The sequence below is a fragment of the Streptomyces alkaliterrae genome, assembly GCF_007097205.2.
Taxonomy (GTDB): domain Bacteria; phylum Actinomycetota; class Actinomycetes; order Streptomycetales; family Streptomycetaceae; genus Streptomyces; species Streptomyces alkaliterrae.
Genome location: NZ_VJYK02000019.1, coordinates 16368 through 31713, shown reverse-complemented (window position 1 = coordinate 31713; position 15346 = coordinate 16368). Strand labels below are relative to the sequence as shown.

At 69.2% G+C, this 15346-nt stretch carries 18 protein-coding genes, 1 tRNA gene and 1 riboswitch; of the genes, 6 read left to right on the top strand and 13 right to left on the bottom strand.

All coding sequences use genetic code 11. The features are described from left to right. Positions 1–265, top strand: a 265-nt coding sequence (locus FNX44_RS03480; protein ID WP_143646430.1) for a DUF4389 domain-containing protein, incomplete at its 5' end; no start/stop codon positions are given. Positions 266–439: 174 nt separating this feature from the next. On the opposite strand, the gene FNX44_RS03475 is transcribed toward FNX44_RS03480, so the two are convergent. From FNX44_RS03475 to FNX44_RS29950, 3 genes are read right to left on the bottom strand one after another with little or no spacing between them, the layout of a single operon-like run. Then, positions 440–892: a hypothetical protein gene (locus tag FNX44_RS03475; protein WP_228449613.1), complete on the bottom strand. Its 453-nt coding sequence runs from the start codon at positions 890–892 to the stop codon at positions 440–442. Between the two features lie 16 nt (positions 893–908). Further along, entirely contained in the window at positions 909–1127 is a 219-nt protein-coding gene (locus FNX44_RS03470) for a hypothetical protein (RefSeq protein ID WP_143646429.1), read from the bottom strand. After that, on the bottom strand, positions 1118–1369 hold the full coding sequence (locus FNX44_RS29950) for a DUF7848 domain-containing protein (RefSeq protein WP_143646428.1): 252 nt from the start codon (positions 1367–1369) through the stop codon (positions 1118–1120). Before FNX44_RS29950 ends, FNX44_RS03470 begins: the two co-directional genes overlap by 10 nt. 212 nt (positions 1370–1581) lie before the next feature. Between FNX44_RS29950 and FNX44_RS03465 the strand changes: the two genes are divergently transcribed. Continuing rightward, the gene (locus tag FNX44_RS03465) at positions 1582–2487 is read left to right on the top strand and encodes a helix-turn-helix domain-containing protein (protein ID WP_228449612.1); all 906 of its coding nucleotides are present in this window, start codon (positions 1582–1584) and stop codon (positions 2485–2487) included. 262 nt (positions 2488–2749) lie between these two features. On the opposite strand, the gene FNX44_RS03460 is transcribed toward FNX44_RS03465, so the two are convergent. Continuing rightward, on the bottom strand, positions 2750–3274 hold the full coding sequence (locus FNX44_RS03460; protein ID WP_143646427.1) for a DUF6879 family protein: 525 nt from the start codon (positions 3272–3274) through the stop codon (positions 2750–2752). A 67-nt stretch (positions 3275–3341) separates the two neighbouring features. Then, entirely contained in the window at positions 3342–4121 is a 780-nt protein-coding gene (locus FNX44_RS03455) for an HAD-IIA family hydrolase (protein WP_143646426.1), read from the bottom strand. Positions 4122–4323: 202 nt separating this feature from the next. Here FNX44_RS03455 and FNX44_RS03450 point away from each other — a divergent pair, with 202 nt between their 5' ends. The 3 genes from FNX44_RS03450 to FNX44_RS03440 all read left to right on the top strand — a co-directional run bounded on the left by FNX44_RS03450 (position 4324) and on the right by FNX44_RS03440 (position 6266). Then, positions 4324–4887, top strand: a complete 564-nt coding sequence (locus FNX44_RS03450) for a GNAT family N-acetyltransferase (RefSeq protein ID WP_143646425.1) — start codon at positions 4324–4326, stop codon at positions 4885–4887. A gap of 122 nt (positions 4888–5009) precedes the next feature. Further along, positions 5010–5609, top strand: a complete 600-nt coding sequence (locus FNX44_RS03445) for a hypothetical protein (RefSeq protein WP_143646424.1) — start codon at positions 5010–5012, stop codon at positions 5607–5609. A gap of 27 nt (positions 5610–5636) precedes the next feature. Continuing rightward, on the top strand, positions 5637–6266 hold the full coding sequence (locus FNX44_RS03440; RefSeq protein ID WP_143646423.1) for a class F sortase: 630 nt from the start codon (positions 5637–5639) through the stop codon (positions 6264–6266). A 92-nt stretch (positions 6267–6358) separates the two neighbouring features. On the opposite strand, the gene FNX44_RS03435 is transcribed toward FNX44_RS03440, so the two are convergent. Both FNX44_RS03435 and FNX44_RS03430 read right to left on the bottom strand, forming a co-directional pair. Next, positions 6359–7132 (bottom strand): CbtA family protein, encoded by a 774-nt coding sequence (locus tag FNX44_RS03435; protein ID WP_143646422.1) that lies wholly within the window; start codon positions 7130–7132, stop codon positions 6359–6361. An 18-nt stretch (positions 7133–7150) separates the two neighbouring features. Beyond that, positions 7151–7366 carry a CbtB domain-containing protein gene (locus FNX44_RS03430; protein ID WP_143646421.1) on the bottom strand — a complete coding sequence of 72 codons (216 nt, stop codon included), beginning with the start codon at positions 7364–7366 and terminating at the stop codon, positions 7151–7153. Positions 7367–7369: 3 nt separating this feature from the next. Next, positions 7370–7513, bottom strand: a riboswitch (adenosylcobalamin (AdoCbl) riboswitch). Between the two features lie 86 nt (positions 7514–7599). Here FNX44_RS03430 and FNX44_RS03425 point away from each other — a divergent pair. Continuing rightward, complete coding sequence (locus FNX44_RS03425) at positions 7600–8652, top strand: glycoside hydrolase family 6 protein (RefSeq protein ID WP_143646420.1); 1053 nt, start codon at positions 7600–7602, stop codon at positions 8650–8652. Between the two features lie 97 nt (positions 8653–8749). Here the strand turns inward: FNX44_RS03425 and glxA are convergent, their stop codons facing one another. The 6 genes from glxA to FNX44_RS03395 form a co-directional block, all read right to left on the bottom strand. Continuing rightward, a complete protein-coding gene (gene glxA / locus FNX44_RS03420; protein ID WP_143646419.1) occupies positions 8750–10699 on the bottom strand; it encodes a radical copper oxidase GlxA in 1950 nt (649 codons plus the stop codon). An 82-nt stretch (positions 10700–10781) separates the two neighbouring features. After that, positions 10782–12818: a glycosyltransferase family 2 protein gene (locus FNX44_RS03415; RefSeq protein ID WP_143646418.1), complete on the bottom strand. Its 2037-nt coding sequence runs from the start codon at positions 12816–12818 to the stop codon at positions 10782–10784. Between the two features lie 421 nt (positions 12819–13239). Continuing rightward, the gene (locus tag FNX44_RS03410; protein WP_153506788.1) at positions 13240–13407 is read right to left on the bottom strand and encodes a hypothetical protein; all 168 of its coding nucleotides are present in this window, start codon (positions 13405–13407) and stop codon (positions 13240–13242) included. Positions 13408–13621: 214 nt separating this feature from the next. Beyond that, positions 13622–13695: transfer RNA gene (locus tag FNX44_RS03405), tRNA-Lys, on the bottom strand. Positions 13696–13771: 76 nt separating this feature from the next. Beyond that, positions 13772–14407, bottom strand: coding sequence for a hypothetical protein (locus tag FNX44_RS03400; RefSeq protein ID WP_143646417.1), 636 nt, complete (start codon positions 14405–14407; stop codon positions 13772–13774). A 51-nt stretch (positions 14408–14458) separates the two neighbouring features. Further along, the gene (locus FNX44_RS03395; protein WP_143646416.1) at positions 14459–15052 is read right to left on the bottom strand and encodes a lytic polysaccharide monooxygenase auxiliary activity family 9 protein; all 594 of its coding nucleotides are present in this window, start codon (positions 15050–15052) and stop codon (positions 14459–14461) included. Positions 15053–15346 lie beyond the last annotated feature (294 nt).

The following is a 15346-nucleotide window of genomic DNA, read 5'->3' as shown; positions in this document are numbered from 1 at the left end:
GTACGAGGGGGGCGGGTCGGCGGCCGGCGCCTGGTCGGTGAGCCTGCTGGGTGTCCTGACCCTGATCGCCGTGGTGGTGCTGCTGTTCACGGGGCGGTATCCGCGGCACCTCTTCGCGTTCCTCATGGGGCTGGTGCGCTGGATGTTCCGGGTGCACGTGTACGCGCTCCTGATGACGGACCGGTATCCGCCGTTCCGCCTGGACATGGGTGGCCGGGAGCCCGAGATGCCCCCGGAGACCGCCACGGGGCGGCCGCTCGCCTAGCGCCGGTGCAGGCGAGGTGAGGGGCGTCGACCGAATCGCGCGGTCGAACCTCCACCAGGCCAGCGCGTCGAACTCATCCGGACGGGCAAGCCGGCCGCCGAGTTGGGGGCGGTCGCCGAAGCGTCTCGGTGTAGAGGCAACGAGTTCTGTCTCCTCACCCCCGCTGACACGGCGTCAGCGCGCCCACCACGGCAGAGGCGGAACGTGCCCGGGAAGCCAGCGACCGCCGTCACCCCGCGTCCCGACCGGTTGACGACAACGCGCGAAGGGCGCGCCGACCAGCATCGCCACGGCGGTGGCGGCCGCCGTCCAGAACACGAGCTTGCGGTCCGTTCCGTTGACCGTCCGCAACTCGCCATCCGCGTGGCGGCAGAACGAGTCGGGTGGGAAGTACCGTGTCACGGGCGTGCTGCCGGAGCCGTAGCAGGGCGAGGTCTCGGGGAACAGGAACGGCTGCGCGTTCAGCGTGAGCGTCCAGCCGACAGACACCATCAGCCACCCGGCCAGCAGAAAGACCACCAGCATCCAGCGAGGTACCCGCACTCGCCGCCCCAGCCGCCAGACCACCCACGTCGGGACGCAGAAGACGACGAACACGGCGCACAGGAAGAACAGCAGAGCCAGCATGGTCCCACGACCATACTCATCGGTCCGGAGGCCCGGGGACCTGACCGCTGGCCACGCAGGCCTTGCACGTCACGCGCCGCTGCCACACGACAACGTCGCCGGAGGTGCCGCAGAAGGGCCTGCCGTCCCTGAGCGTGTGCACGGTCAGCACGTCGTCTCCGACCGTGCCGCCGAGCAGGTGGGCGGGCGGGTTGAGAATTTCGCGCTCAACGGTCTTGCGGTCCTTCATCGCCACGCTCCCGGTTCCGCGCGGTAGGACCGCGTGATGTGCTCCCGGTACTCCCGGTACTCCCGGTGCTCAGGGTTGGATTTGAGGTGCCTGACCGCCCATGCGACGGCTCCGCCAGGGAAATCCTCGGTTCTCTCACTGACTTCCTCGCACGTCTTGCACTGCATGGCCGACGCGATCGGCTCAGCTCCCGGCCGAAGGTCCGGCTTAATCCTGTACTCACGAAACCGGTACGTTGCGCGCGTCATCCCCGCCCCCTTCCGGCGGGAGCGGGCTGCTTGCTGTGGTCCGGGTGCCGTTTGATCAGCACGTTGCAGTCAGTGACTCGACTCATGTCGCGTGCTGCGCGCGCCGCTTCCCTCTCGCGCTCCAACCGGGCACACTCGGCACACTTCGCGGCGCTCATGCGCTGACCTCCATCGCGCGAACCAGCAGTCAACAGTCAACGGGAGCGCATGCCATGATCGACTTCGGGTCTGAGGTGCGGACGGCACTCAAGGCGCAGGGCAGGAGCCTCAGAGGCACAGCCAAGGAGTTGCATTACGACGTTTCCTATCTGAGTCGAGTGCTCAACGGGAAACAGGCCCCCTCTCCCGAGTTGATCCAGGCCCTCAACGAATATCTCGGCCTGTCTCTAGCGGTAGAAGACTGCGGCTCGAAAGATGACGAGATGGACGCATGGGAGCTTGCCCGGCGCGTACAGGCGAGCGACGTGGGCAACGCCACTCTGGAACGGCTTGAGCTGAGCTTTGACCGGCTGGCCATGGCTTATCCGAAGTCTCAACCCGAAGACCTCCTGCGTCAGGTGCGCAAGCACGCCGGCTACGTGGTCAAGCTTCTCGACGGAAAGAAGACCCTGTCCGAGCACAGGCGTTTGCTGGTTCTCGGCGGCTGGCTTTCGCTGCTCGGGGCCACGGTTCATGTCGACCTGATGCAGGATGACGCCGCTACCGCGCGACTGGAGACAGCCGCAACTCTCGCACGGGAAGCCGGACATTCCGAGATTGAAGCCTGGTGCTTCGAAACCGAGGCTTGGCGTGTGCTTACCGATGGGGACTATGTGCGAGCTATTGATCTCGCCCGCGCGGGGCAGCAAGTCGCGCCGGCCGGTACGTCTGCCATGATCCAGGCGACAGCCCAAGAAGGAAGAGCGAACGCGCGCCTCGGCAACGTCGGAGAGACGTACTCGGCCATAGATCGAGTGCAGAGCCTCTGCGGCCGTGGGAACCCCCGACACCCCAGAGCACCATTATCGCTACGACCCTGCGAAGTCTCTGTCATATACGGCTACAACCCTTGCCTGGCTCGGGGACGCCGAGGCAGAGCCATATGCCAGGGAGGTCATCAAGCGCCTGGGTCCGAGTGAAGATCCTGCACACTGGCCACGTCGAGTAGCTTCCGCGAACATCGACCTGGCCTTGGCACTCCTCAAACAGGATCGGCTTGATGAAGCGTGTGACTCCGCGCAGAAGGCGATCCTGTCCGGCCGAGTGGTCCCATCCAACCATTGGCGGGCGCTGGAAGTCGTCAAGGCTGTAGAAGCCCGTCAACTTCCCGAAGCATCGGACTTGCGGGAAGCCTACCGAACCCTCAAGGCGATAGAGAGCTAGCCGCTGCTCAACTCGCGGCTATTTACCGCCGTACTTGTCCCACCATTCCGTGAACGGCTGTGCGTGATCGAGGGCCGTGTCTCTGTGTGCGATGAACTCTGCCGCTTGCGCGTCGGGAAGCACCTCAGCTTCGAGGAATGTCCCCGCGTTGTCATATCGCAGTACGCCAACGGCGGTGTCGTCGAACAGCCAGAAGTCTTCTACGCCCTCCAGCGGGTTAGGCTGCTCTGTGGTGTCGAGAATGAAGAACTCTTCACCTCCGAGCATGTTTGTCCGGTAGCCCCAGCTCAATTCGAAGCGCAGATACGGAGTCAGTGGGCGGGAGAGGATGTGTACGCGGTATATGCGCTTTCCCTCACTCACGTGCCCGCTGACCTCCGACACCCAGTCGGCGTTGTAGCCTTCCGGCTTGCCCTCTCCGGCCAGGAACGCCTCGTACGCCTCGACACTGCCCGACTTGCTGTAGTCGTCCAGTGTTTCGAGTCGGAAGGCTTCGCGCTCGAACGAGTCGAAGAGATCCGAGAGGGACTTAGAGGAGCCCATCGGCAAGCACTCCTGGACGTCGAGGAGGCGGAGGCCTCGGCTTCGGTGCGGGTTGTGGCGTCCGGGGTCAGACCAGGTCGACCAGGTCGGCGATGGAGTTGACGACCTTGGTGGGGCGGAAGGGGTAGCGGTCGAGGTCGGTCTTGGCGGTGAGGCCGGTGAGGACGAGGTAGGTCTCCATGCCTGCCTCCAGGCCGGCGAGGACGTCGGTGTCCATGCGGTCGCCGATCATCGCGGAGGTCTCCGAGTGGGCGCCGATCTGGTTCAGGCCGGTGCGCATCATCAGAGGGTTCGGCTTGCCGACGAAGTACGGCTCCTTGCCGGTCGCCTTGGTGATCAACGCGGCGACCGAACCGGTCGCCGGCAGCGCGCCCTCGGGGGAGGGTCCCGTGTTGTCGGGGTTGGTGGCGATGAAGCGGGCGCCGTTGTTGATGAGGCGGATCGCCTTGGTCAGCGCCTCGAAGGAGTAGGTGCGGGTCTCGCCGAGGATCACGAAGTCGGGGTCGTGGTCGCTGAGGACGTAACCGGCGTCGTGCAGGGCGGTGGTGAGGCCCGCTTCGCCGATCACGTAGGCGGTGCCGCCGGGGTGCTGGTTGTCCAGGAAACGCGCGGTGGCCAGGGCCGAGGTCCAGATGTTCTCGACCGGGACCTCCAGGCCGATGCGTTCGAGGCGTGCGCACAGGTCGCGGGCGGTGTAGATGGAGTTGTTGGTGAGCACGAGGAAGGGGCGTCCGCTGTCCCGCAGCTTCTTGATGAAGGCGTCCGCGCCGGGTACCGGCACGCCCTCGTGCATCAGCACGCCGTCCATGTCGGTCAGCCACGATTCGATCTTCTTGCGCTCTGCCATGGACGGACTCCTTAAAGATCGGTGCTCGGGCCGAGTCTAGTGCGGGGGCGCCCGAGCGGCCCTGCCCTGAACTGCCCGTCTCGCATGCTGAGGCGGGTAGGGGAGGGCGCGGCCGCCGGTTGGTTGCCGGTGGTCGGTGTGCGGGTGGATCATGACGGGCGGGCGCGCGCGGAGGCGTGGCCGGTGTGAGGAGGGGGAGACGATGTTCGCGGTGCCGCTGGGGGAGGACGGGGCGGAGCTGGGGCCGTTGGAGCCGTGGCACGCGGAGGAGTTCCTGGGGCATATGGACCGGGGGCGGGAGTTCATCGGCCGGCACGTCGGGCTGGCGGACGCGGTGACGGACCTGGCGTCGGCGCGTGCGTTCCTGGAGACCTACGCGCGGAAGGCGGCCGAGGACACCGGGCGGATCTACGGCATCCGCAGCGGCGGCAAGCTGGTCGGCGGAGTGCTGTTCCGGGTCATGGACGTGGGCCAGGGCGTCGCGGAGGCCGGCTGCTGGCTGGAGCCGTCGGCGGCCGGTAGAGGGCTCGTGACCAGGGCGCTGCACGTGATCATCGACTGGGCGGTGCAGGAGCGCGGCATCCACCGCGTCGAGTGGCACGCCTCCTCGGCGAACGAGCCGAGCCTGAACGTCGCCCGGCGGCTGGGCATGACCAGGGACGGCGTGCTGCGGGAGAGCTATCTGCACCGGGGGCGGCGGGCCGACATGGAGGTGTGGTCGGTGCTCGCCCCCGAGTGGCGGGAGCTGCGCGGCGGGCGGGCGTGAGGCGGACCTGAGCGGGAGTACGAGTCGGGCGCGAGCCCGGGGGTGTGACCCGATCAGCGGCGTTGCGGGTGCGGGCGCGGCGCGCGCGGTGGATCTTCGGAGGTATCGATCCGGAGGTTCCCATGAGCGCAGTCCGTACCGTCCGAATCCCGCTCTGCGCGGCGCTGTTGACGCTGACCGCGTGGGCGTCGACGGCCGCACCGGTGGCCGCCGATCCCGGCGCGGACGAGCCGAGGCACTCCGCCGCCGGCTCGGTCCGGATCACCCCGCCGAAGGTGAAGGCCGGCGGGGAGGTCAACATCCGGGTGGACTCCTGCGACGGCGACAAGGCCATCGCCAGGTCAGAGGCGTTTGTGGCGTCCGTCGCGCTGCGGCCGGCGGCGGACGACACGCTGTCCGGCGACGCCGGCGTCCGCCGCAAGATCGAGCCGGGCACGTACGCCGTGCTGGTCGACTGCTACGACAAGCGGGGCGACCTGCAACGCTCGATCGCGCAGGGGCGGCTGGTCGTGGTGGACGGTGAGAAGCCGGTGCCGCCGGAGCCGGTGCATCCGGTGAAGCCGACCGCGCCGGTGAAGGCGGGCGGTGGCGGCACGGCGGACGGCGGCGGCCCGACCGGCGGGCTCACCGGTGGGCTGACGCTTCTCGCGCTGTTCGCGCTGGCCGGTGCGGCCGTGATGCGGCGCCGGAAGACGGCCGGCCGGCACGGCGGCACCGACTGACGGCGGTCCGCGGTGAGCGGACGGTTGATGACCGCCACGGCGTGGGTGGTCCTGCTCTTCGCGCTGTGGCTGTGGGGCAAGGACGTGACCGAGTTCGACCACGGTCGGCCCGCGCTCGGCGGTACGACCAGCGCCGAGCGAGGTGCCGACACGGCACCGGAGCTGCCCGACGCGTTGGCCCCGCTGTCGGGTGACGCGCCGCCGGTGGGCGTGCGGGTGGACGCGCTGGGGATACGGGCCGAGGTGGTCGAGCGCGGGCTTGACGCGGACGGGGCGGTGGACGCGCCGCCGCTGAGCCAGGGTCAGCTCGCGGGCTGGTACGGCGGCGGGGCGACGCCCGGCGCGGCGGGCGTCGCGCTGCTTGTCGGCCATGTCGACACCGAGACCGAGCCGGCGGTGTTCTACAACCTCAGCTCGGCGCGGCCGGGCACGGTGGTTGAGGTGTCGAGGGAGGACGGTTCGGTCGCGGAGTTCACGGTGGAGACGGTGGAGGTGCTGCAGCGGGAGGGCTTCGATCCGGAGCGGGCGTACGGGCCGCGCAGGGAGGGCCGGGCGGAGCTGCGGCTGATCACCTGCGGCGGGCAGTTCGACCGCGAGCGGCGCGGCTACACGGCCAACGTCGTCGTCTCGGCCTATCTCACGGGCACCCGGGTGTGAGACGGAGGCGGGCCCCGCCAGGACGCCCCGCCTGACGCCCGGACGCCGTGCTCCGCGAGACGCGGGGGCACGGCGTCCGGACACGGCGGCCGTCAGACGGCGCTTGCCGTGGCGGGGGCCGGCGGCGGTGCCGCCGCACGGGCGGCGGCCCGGAGGCCGAGCGCGCCGAAGACCGCGCCGAGCGTGGCCCACAGCACGGCGTGCGAGGCGATCGACAGCACCCGGAAGTCCCACAGCAGGGTGGCCGGTACCGGCACCTCGTCGGGGTTTCCGGGCAGCAGGAACAGCACGCCGAGCGTCGCCACGACGACACCGGTCACGGCCAGTTGGCGTACCGGCGCCGCGCGGTCGGCCAGCCGCTGGCGGACGACGTGGGCGAGGATCATGCCCAGGACGCCGATGACCAGCGCGGCCAGCCAGAGGTTCTGCCGTTCGGAGACGGTGTCGCCGTCGCCGACGCCGGGCGGTGCGGCGGGGTAACGCAGCCCGGGCAGTAGGGACAGGGCGAGGAAGCCGGCCCCGGCCAGTGCCATCGCACGCGGCCAGGGCCGTTCGTGTGCCGGGCTGCGGCGGTGCAGCAGCGCGTAGGCGACGGCGAAGAAGACGCCGACCGCCAGACCGACGACCACCGAGGTGACAACCAGGCCGAAGTACTGCGTGCTTCGGCTGAACAGTTCCTCGGCCTCGTGCGCGTGGTCGTGGCCGCCGCCCGCCGCGCGCTCCTCCTCCAGCCTGATGGCCCGGTCCATGACCGGCTCCGCGAGGAGCAGGCCGAACAGTCCGGTCGTCAGCCCGGCGACGCCGCCGGCAAGCAGTCCGCGGCCGAGTGTGGGCAGCACGGGGTAGGGAGAGGTGTTGCCTGACATGGTGTGGTGCCGCCCCGATCAGTGGCAGGGGGCGCCGAAGAGGTGCCGTCCGTCGTGGGAGAACTCGTGGAGGTACTCGCCGGTGGCGGCGATGACGTTGCCGTTGTCCATGAAGACGGCGTAGAGGGCGATGAGCGAGACGACGATCGCCGTGGCGGCGATCAGCCAGTCCCGGACGGGAGCGGTCGCGTCGGCCGCGATCGGAGCGGTTCCGGTGCCCGGGTGCAGGGACATCTGGTGCCTCCTTCTGGGGTTTCCACGCCCCACAGGTGCAAAGCGGACGCACGAGTTCCTGACTTCCCGCGTCATCGCGGATCACAGTGGCGGGACCGTCCCGGAGTCGCACCGGGTTCCTCGCCGCGTCGCCTCTTCTTCTGTTGTCGGATGGAGGGTCCCAGGGGGCACCAGAGATGTCAATGTGCCACGATGGGGGCTGACCGGTGCACACCGTACCCAAGGGGGAGTGGATGTACGGCTCTGAAGCCGGCCGATCGGACAACACCTCGCGTCGTGCCGCCACCCTGCTTTCCGGCGTCGCCGTCGGCTCGCTGCTGCTGACGGGGTGTTTCTCCTCCGGCGGCGACAAGGACAAGCCGAACGGGGAGAGCCGCAACAACGGCCCCAAGCAAAGCGACGCTCCCTTCTGGGTGAACCCGGAGGGTCTGGCTTCCGAGGCGCTGGCCAGGGCCGAGCGGGAGGGGAAGAAGGACGAGGCCCGGCTGATCCGGAAGATCGCCGACCGCCCCGCAGGGGAGTGGATCAGGCCGGAGCAGGCGGAGGACCAGACCCGGAAGATCACCGAGGCCGCCGCCGCGGCGAAGACTCCCCCGATCCTGGTGATGTACAACATCCCGCACCGGGACTGCGGCCAGTACTCCAAGGGCGGTGCCCGCAGCGCGGACGAGTACCGGCAGTTCACGGACGCCGTCGTCCGCGGCATCGGCGACCGCGCCGCTTCGGTGGTCATCGAGCCGGACGCGCTGCCGCACATCATGGTCCCCGGCTGTGTGCCGCAGCACATGCACGACGAGCAGTACACCCTGATGAAGGAGGCGGTCGACAAGCTGAAGTCGCTGCCCAACACGAAGGTGTACCTCGACGCCGGCAACCCGCACTGGATCCGCGACCCCGGCGGCATGGTGACGCCGCTGAAGCGGGCCGGGATCGACGCCGCCGACGGCTTCTCCCTCAACGTCTCCAACTACCAGACGACCGAGGAGAACATCGAGTACGGCAAGCGGCTGTCCTCGATGGTCGGCGGCAAGCAGTTCGTGATCGACACCAGCCGGAACGGCAACGGTCCGATGGACGGCAAGGAGGACGAGGAGGCCTGGTGCAACCCGCCGGGCCGGGCCCTCGGTGAGCCGCCGACGACCAGGACGGCCGACAAGCTGGTGGACGCCTACATGTGGATCAAGCGTCCCGGCGAGTCCGACGGCGCCTGCAAGGGCGGCCCGGCGGCCGGCCAGTGGCACCACGAGTACGCGCTGGAGCTCGCCAGGAACGCCGAGAAGTCCTGAGAGCCGACCGGCCACCGGTACGAGTGAGGCGGGTCCCCCCTTGGCAGAAGGGGGGACCCGCCCTCACTCGTTCACGCGTGCGACCGGCGCCGCCGGCTCACTCGAACTTGTCGGCGACCGGTACGTGCACCCACACGGCCTTCGACGGCACGCCGTCGCCGTCCACCGCGTTCACCATGTAGTAGCCCGGCGGGACAAGCGTCGGGTCCTTCGGGACGGTGACCTCCACGCCGTCCGACGTGCGTTCGAAGTCCAGCGCGATGGACCGCTGCTCGACGTTGGTGACGTGGGTGAAGGAGCTGGGTCGGATCAGCCGCATCTGCTTGATCTCGGACGGGTCGTCGGTGCCGAACGCCGCGGTGCCGCCGAGCTTGACGCGCTGCGGTTCCTTGTCGGGGGCGGTCAGCGTCGGGCGGGCGTCGCGGAACAGGTAGGGCGGTGACCAGACGTCCATCTGCTGGAGGAAGGTGCCCGGCTTGGTGTTGGCCTTGTCGTCGAACAGCGGGTCGCTGCCGAAGGTCATGACCCGGCCGTCGGGCAGCAGCAGCGCGCCGGAGTGGTAGTTGCGGCCGACGAGGGGGTCGGCGACCGGGCGGGAGGTGTTGGTGCCCGGGTTGTAGAGCTGGGCGCGCAGGATGTCGCTGCTGCTGTAGCCGCGGTAGCCGGCGGAGCCGTTGGTGGTGAGCACGGTGTCGTCGGGCAGGATCACGCTGCTGGGGTAGCGGGCCGGGCGGTACAGCGGGGGTCCGTCGGTGAAGCGCGGCTTGTCGGCCTTGAGGTCGACGATGCGGGTCTTGTCCGTCACCTTGCGGCTCTCGCCGATGCCGCCACCGCCGAGCACCATGTACCGCTGGTCCTGGGCCGGCGGTAGCAGGACGGCCATGGAGGTCTCCAGGGCGTCGGGGTCGCTGATGCCGGGAATCTTGGTGAAACGGTCGGTGCGCCAGTCCCACAGGCCCGGGGTGCGGCCCTCGTCGGCGGGGCCGTAGCCGGAGCTGGTGCCGGTGAAGAGGATCTTGCCGCCCTCGGTGAGGAAGTTCCCGGGGTAGGTGGGGAAGTAGCGCTCCTTGGGGAGGGTCTTCCACTTCTTGGTCTTCGGGTCGTACAGCTCGACCTTCTCGGAGACCTCGCCGATGTCGTCCAGGCCGGAGACGGTCAGTACCCGGCCGTCCTCCAGCGTGGTCAGCGTCGGGTACCAGCGGGCGTCCTCCATCGGGGCGACGGGGATGTACCGCTCGGAGACGGGGTCGAACTCGTAGGACTCGCGGATGCCCTGGAAGTCCTTCTTGTCGAAGGAGATCTTGTTGGCGACGCCGTAGACGTTCCGCTTGTCGTCGCCCTTGAGGCCGAGGATCGTGTACTGCTCGGTGTCGCCGGTGGAGTGCTTCTTCCCCTTGCGGGCGGCCTCGACGTAGATGCGCCGCTGGGTGGCGGTGACCGTGGCGCCGGTCGCCGTCTCCTTCTTCTCGGCCCTGGGTATCTGGAGCGGCTGCTGGGTCTCGAAGACCTTGCCGCTCTTGTTGCCCTTGAACTTGGTGCCCTTGGGCAGCGTCATGGGCTTGTCGGGGTTCTCGTTGCTGACGATCATCAGACCGCCGGCCTTCTCGACGTCGCCCTCCAGCGTCTCGTAGCGCTGGGTGCCGCCGGCGATCAGCAGCTTTCCGTCGGGCAGCTGGGTGTGCCCGGCGCAGAACATGTCCTTCGGGGTGGGGATGTTCTTGAAGGTGTTCTTCTCCGGGTCCCACAGGACACTGCGGAAGGTCTTGGCGGCGAACTGCTTGGCGTCGTTGCCGGAGCCGGCGACGAGCAGCACCTTCCCGGTGTGCAGCAGGGCGGCGTGGATCGCGTTGATCCGGTACTTCTGCGGCACGTCCACGGTCTGCCACAGGCCGTTCTCCGCCTTGTAGGCCGGCCGGTTGATGTTGTACTCGTGGTACTGCTCGCTGGTGAACCGGATCAGCCAGGGCGCGTTCATCCCGGCCACGGCCATCAGCGCCACCGTGCCGATGGCCAGGCGTTTGGTACGGCGACTGGGTTGGTACTTCACCGGCTGACAACTCCTGCGCGTGCCCGGGCGGGGCCCGGGGCGGTTCTTGTTTCCTTACGGGGTCGCCCTTGGGGCGGGGTGCTCACGTCCGGGGCGTCGTACGGCGCTGCTGCCGGAGGTCGATCTGGAGCGTCTGGTCGCCGACGCCGCCGAGCGCTTGCGTCCGCTGGGCGGCACCGCCGGCGGCCAGCGCCGGTTGCGGGGCGCCGGCGGTGCCCTGGGCCTGGGGCGGCTGCCCGCCGGACGGGTCGCCGGACGGGTCGCCGCCGCGCCGGGCGCGTTTGCGGCGCTTCTTCTCGGCGCGCATCCCGACCTGCCAGCCGATGATGGGCGCGGCGGTGATCAGCAGCGCCAGCGTCGCCCAGGTGATCATCGCCGGGTGGTCGTGGCCGAGGAAGTAGGAGCCGATCGCCGACGAGCCGAACACGGCGATGAAGAACAGGTGGATGCGGAAGGTGCCGAAGAGGGTGTCGGGGCTGGCCGACTCGCCCTTGGGAGTGACCACGAACTTGCTCTTGCGGCGCAGCACGGTGTCCATCAGCGAGCGCGCGTAGATCGGTGCGGAGAGCGCGGACATCAGCATGCCGGCGAGGCCGCCGGAGCCCTCCGGCTCGTGCGGGGAGACGTTGTGGCGGCGGTTCCAGATGTAGAGGCCGACCTGGAGGGCGGACGCGTTGCCGTAGAGCATCATCCAGATGACCGGGTCGATCTGCACGCCGGAGGCGCCGAGGCCGAGGAAGAGGGCGCAGCTGATGGCGGCCAGGATCCAGTTCATCGCCGAGATCGGATAGAAGACGATCATCAGCGTGTAGTTCCACAGCTTGCCGGGCGGCATCGAGTACCAGCCCTTCCAGTACTGCTTGAGGATGGTCTCGTAGGTGCCACGGGACCAGCGCAGCTGCTGGGTGAAGAAGTCCGTCCAGGCGTTCGGGCCCTCGCCGACGGCGAGCACGTCGGGGGTGTAGACCGAGCGCCAACGCTTCCCGGTCTCCGGGTTGCGTGCGCGGTGGATCTCGAAGCCGGTGGCCATGTCCTCGGTGATCGAGTCGTACAGGCCGCCGATCTGCTTGATCGCCTTGATGCGGACCGCGTTGCTCGTGCCGACGAACATCGGCGCGCCGTAGAAGTTTCCGGCCCGCTGGATGAGGGCGTGGAAGAGGAACTGCTGGCTCTCGGCGGCCTTGGTGACGAAGTTGTCGTAGTTGCCGTAGACCTGCGGGCCGATGACAAAGCCGATGTTCGGGTCGCGGAAGTAGCCGAGCATCCGCTCCAGGTAGTTGGGCAGCGGCACGTGGTCGGTGTCGACGCCGGCGAAGAAGTCGTAGTCGTCGCCGTGGGCGTCGAGCCAGGCGTTGTAGTTGCCGTGCTTGGTCTTCGCCCGGAAGGCGCCCTTGTCGGTGTTCCACTTGGCCACGCCCTTGCGGCTGAAGTGGTGGACGCCGAGCTTGCGGCAGACCTCCTTGACCTCCGGGTCGTTGCCCTCGTCGAGCAGCCACACGTGCATGGTGCCCCGGTGGCGGATCTTCACCGCCGCCTCCAGGGTCTTGGTGACCATCTCGATCGGTTCCTTGCCGGGAACGAACGAGGTCAGGAACGCCACCCTGGTGCCGGCCTCGGGTACCACGGGTATCGGGTCGCGGGCGACCAGCGTCGCGTGGGAGTTGGAGAGCACGTTGAGCGTGCGGAACAACTCGATCAGACCGATCGCGACGAGCATGACGATGTCGAGCTTGAGCACGAGGTCGGAGACCGAGCCCTCGTCGCGGGTCGTCCAGTGCTGCGGCTGCATCAGCCAGACGAACAGGCCCAGCGAGAGCAGCGGGGCGGCGGCGAGCAGCAGCCCGGCGCGGATGCGGTGGGGCTCGTCGCCGATGAGGCTGCGGTACTTGACCCGGTACGGCTTGTTCGGGTCCGGTTGGGTGAGCGGGCCGGCGAGTCGGCTGTAGTGCTCGTAGTCGTAGCGCGGCGGCGCCTTGCGCGGCCAGCGCAGACCGCGGCCGAGGGTGCCGTTGTCACCGGACCGGTTGCGGGGGACCCGAAGCCGGGTCGTCCGGGACGCGTCCTGCTGCGACGGGTCGTCGAGATCACGCGACGGCGACTGGCGTGGTTCCGACGTCATCTATCCATCCCCCCGCACGCGATACGCGCCGTGCGTGTGTGCTTGTACTGGTCCGATGGCAGGACCATATGCCAGAAGAGTAGGCCGAAACGGGCGCGGTGTGCGTAACGACCGTTTCATGGGACACAGGACGACGGTGTTCCGGTTCCACGATGTGCTCGGTCTCCCCAGCCGAGAACGCGGGAACGCGGCCGATGACCCTGGGTCAGCTTCTCGGACCGTTCACATGATCGCAAGAGCGATACGTGCGCTTTGGCCGCGAAGGCCGGAATTCTTCGAGCCGAACGTGATCAAGAAGCAACGGGCTCCGGTGTGCCGGGCCGGTGCGGTCGCACCGGCCCCCGTGCGGGCAGGGATCGGCCGGTGGTCGGGCCGGTCCCGGGGCGGTTGCCGGAGGCGTCGGTCCAGCGGCGGTCGAGGGTCAGTCGATGCCGCGCCAGATGTGCGGCTCGTTGTCGTGTTCCTCGCCGTCGCCCGCCAGGCCCGGCGCGGGCCGGTCGCGGTCGGGCGAGTCGAGGCGGACCGCTCGGTGGGCGCGCGGCTCGGCGGGCGCGCGCGGGGACTTGTGTTCGGTGACGGGAACGCTCACATCGACTCCTTCGACGGGCGCGTGTGTATACGGGGAAGTCTGGGTGCGGGGCGTGGATCGCGCGAGCCGGGTGTGTGGTCGACGCGGCCTGGCCGCACCCGTCGAACACCGTCGCACGGTGGTGTGCCCGGCGGTGACGGGAATCACGGAGTCTTCCCCCGATCGGGGGATTGAACGGCAGAAGCCCCCGCGTTAGCGAGGGCTTCTGCTCCGGTACGCCGCCAGGGACTCGAACCCCGGACCCGCTGATTAAGAGTCAGCTGCTCTAACCAACTGAGCTAGCGGCGCCCGCGCCGGCCTGTGCCGACGACGTGAAGCTTACCTGATGATCGGGGGTGCTTCCGACCACCGCCGCGCGGGCGCCTCAGGGGCGCGGCTCGGTGGTCAGCTCGGCCAGGACCCGGCGCAGGTAGGGCCTGGGTACGGCGGGCAGCAGTAGCGCCACCGCCTGGACGAGCTTGCCGAGTACGAACGTGGTGTCCGGGGTCGCGCGCACCAGCTCCCGGACCGTCTCCTCGTCCTGCTCGTCCACCGCCGTCAGCAGTCGCACGACGTCGGGGGCGGCGTCCTCGTCGGTGTGCACCCAGCGCTCGCCGGCGGGTGCGCGCAGCGCGAGCCGGCCGAGCACCCGGTCGGCGACGGCCGGCTGGTAGGCCCGGCCGACACTGTCACTCGCCACCCACGTCAGGGCCGCGACAAGGTCCTTGGTGCGTTCGTCGCAGCCCAGTCCGGACAGTGCCGCGTCGAAGGCGAGCTGGTTGCCGTGCCGGAACGCGAGCAGCAGCTGGGCGGCGCGGGCCTTGGCCACGGCGACGGCGACGGCCTCGTCGTCCGGGCCGGAGTCGGTGCCGGGTCCGGAGTCGGTGCCGGGTCCGGAGTCGGTGCCGGGTCCGGGGTGGGGTCCGAATTCGGTGCCGGGTCCGGAGTCGGCGTCGGTCCCGGAGTCGGCGCCGGCGCGTGTCTCGGGCCCGGCGTCGGCGACCAGGGTGGGCGTGCGCATGGGGCGAATCATGGCATAGTGCCCGATTCGCCCCATGCGTGACGCGCGGAACTACAGCTCGACGTCGGCGCAGGCGTAGAACGCGTTGGCCGTGTCGTAGATGTTCCAGACGCCCAGAATGATGTGCTTGCCGGACTTGCCGGTCGGGACGGTGCCCTGGTGGCTCTCGTTGTACGCCGGCTGGCGGCCCCCCATCGGGACCGTCATGAACGGCTGCGGCTCCAGGTCGGCCCTGGTCAGCCGCTTGGACGGGTCCCAGCCGTTCTTGGTGATGTAGTACTGGAACTCGCTCGTGCGGTGCGGGGCGGTCATCCGCCAGTTGAAGGTGTAGCCCTGGCCCGGCCGCAGCTTGGTGGTCGGCCAGTTGCCGCCGCGCGGGTCGTCCAGTTGGGCGAACCTGCCGTTGCCGCCGGCGCAGATGGTGCCGTCCTGCGGTCCGCGCGCCGGGAAGCCCTTCGGGCCCTCGACGCTCTGCGGCTCCCACTGGATGGCGCCGCAGTTGGTCACCGCACCCTTGGCGCAGTGGGACTGGCGGCTGGTCGGGGCCTCGCTGTAGCCGTGGCCCTGGGCGCCGCCGCCGGTGGCGAGCACGGCCGTGGCGGCCATGCCGACGCCGAGTAGGGCGGCGGAGATCTTCTTGCGCATGCTTCGCTCCTGTGGGGTGGAGGGCCTGAGTGCATGGGGTCGCCCCCGGCCCGGTGGGACGGGGGTGTGTGGGCACGCCTTGGGGGAGGCGTGCGGTCTAGACCAACTCCGAAGCTAGCGCGGGTTGTTCAAAAAAGTCCATACCAATGAAGGGCCCGGTTCGCGCGTTCGGCACCGCGGTGTGACGGCTCGTGTGTGGCCGGAAGTCAATGGGGCGGGGACATCCGGAATGGACTGTTCCAGTGATTTGGATCACAACAGCTCGGTCTCCGTGCGATTCCGTCCGCATAGTTC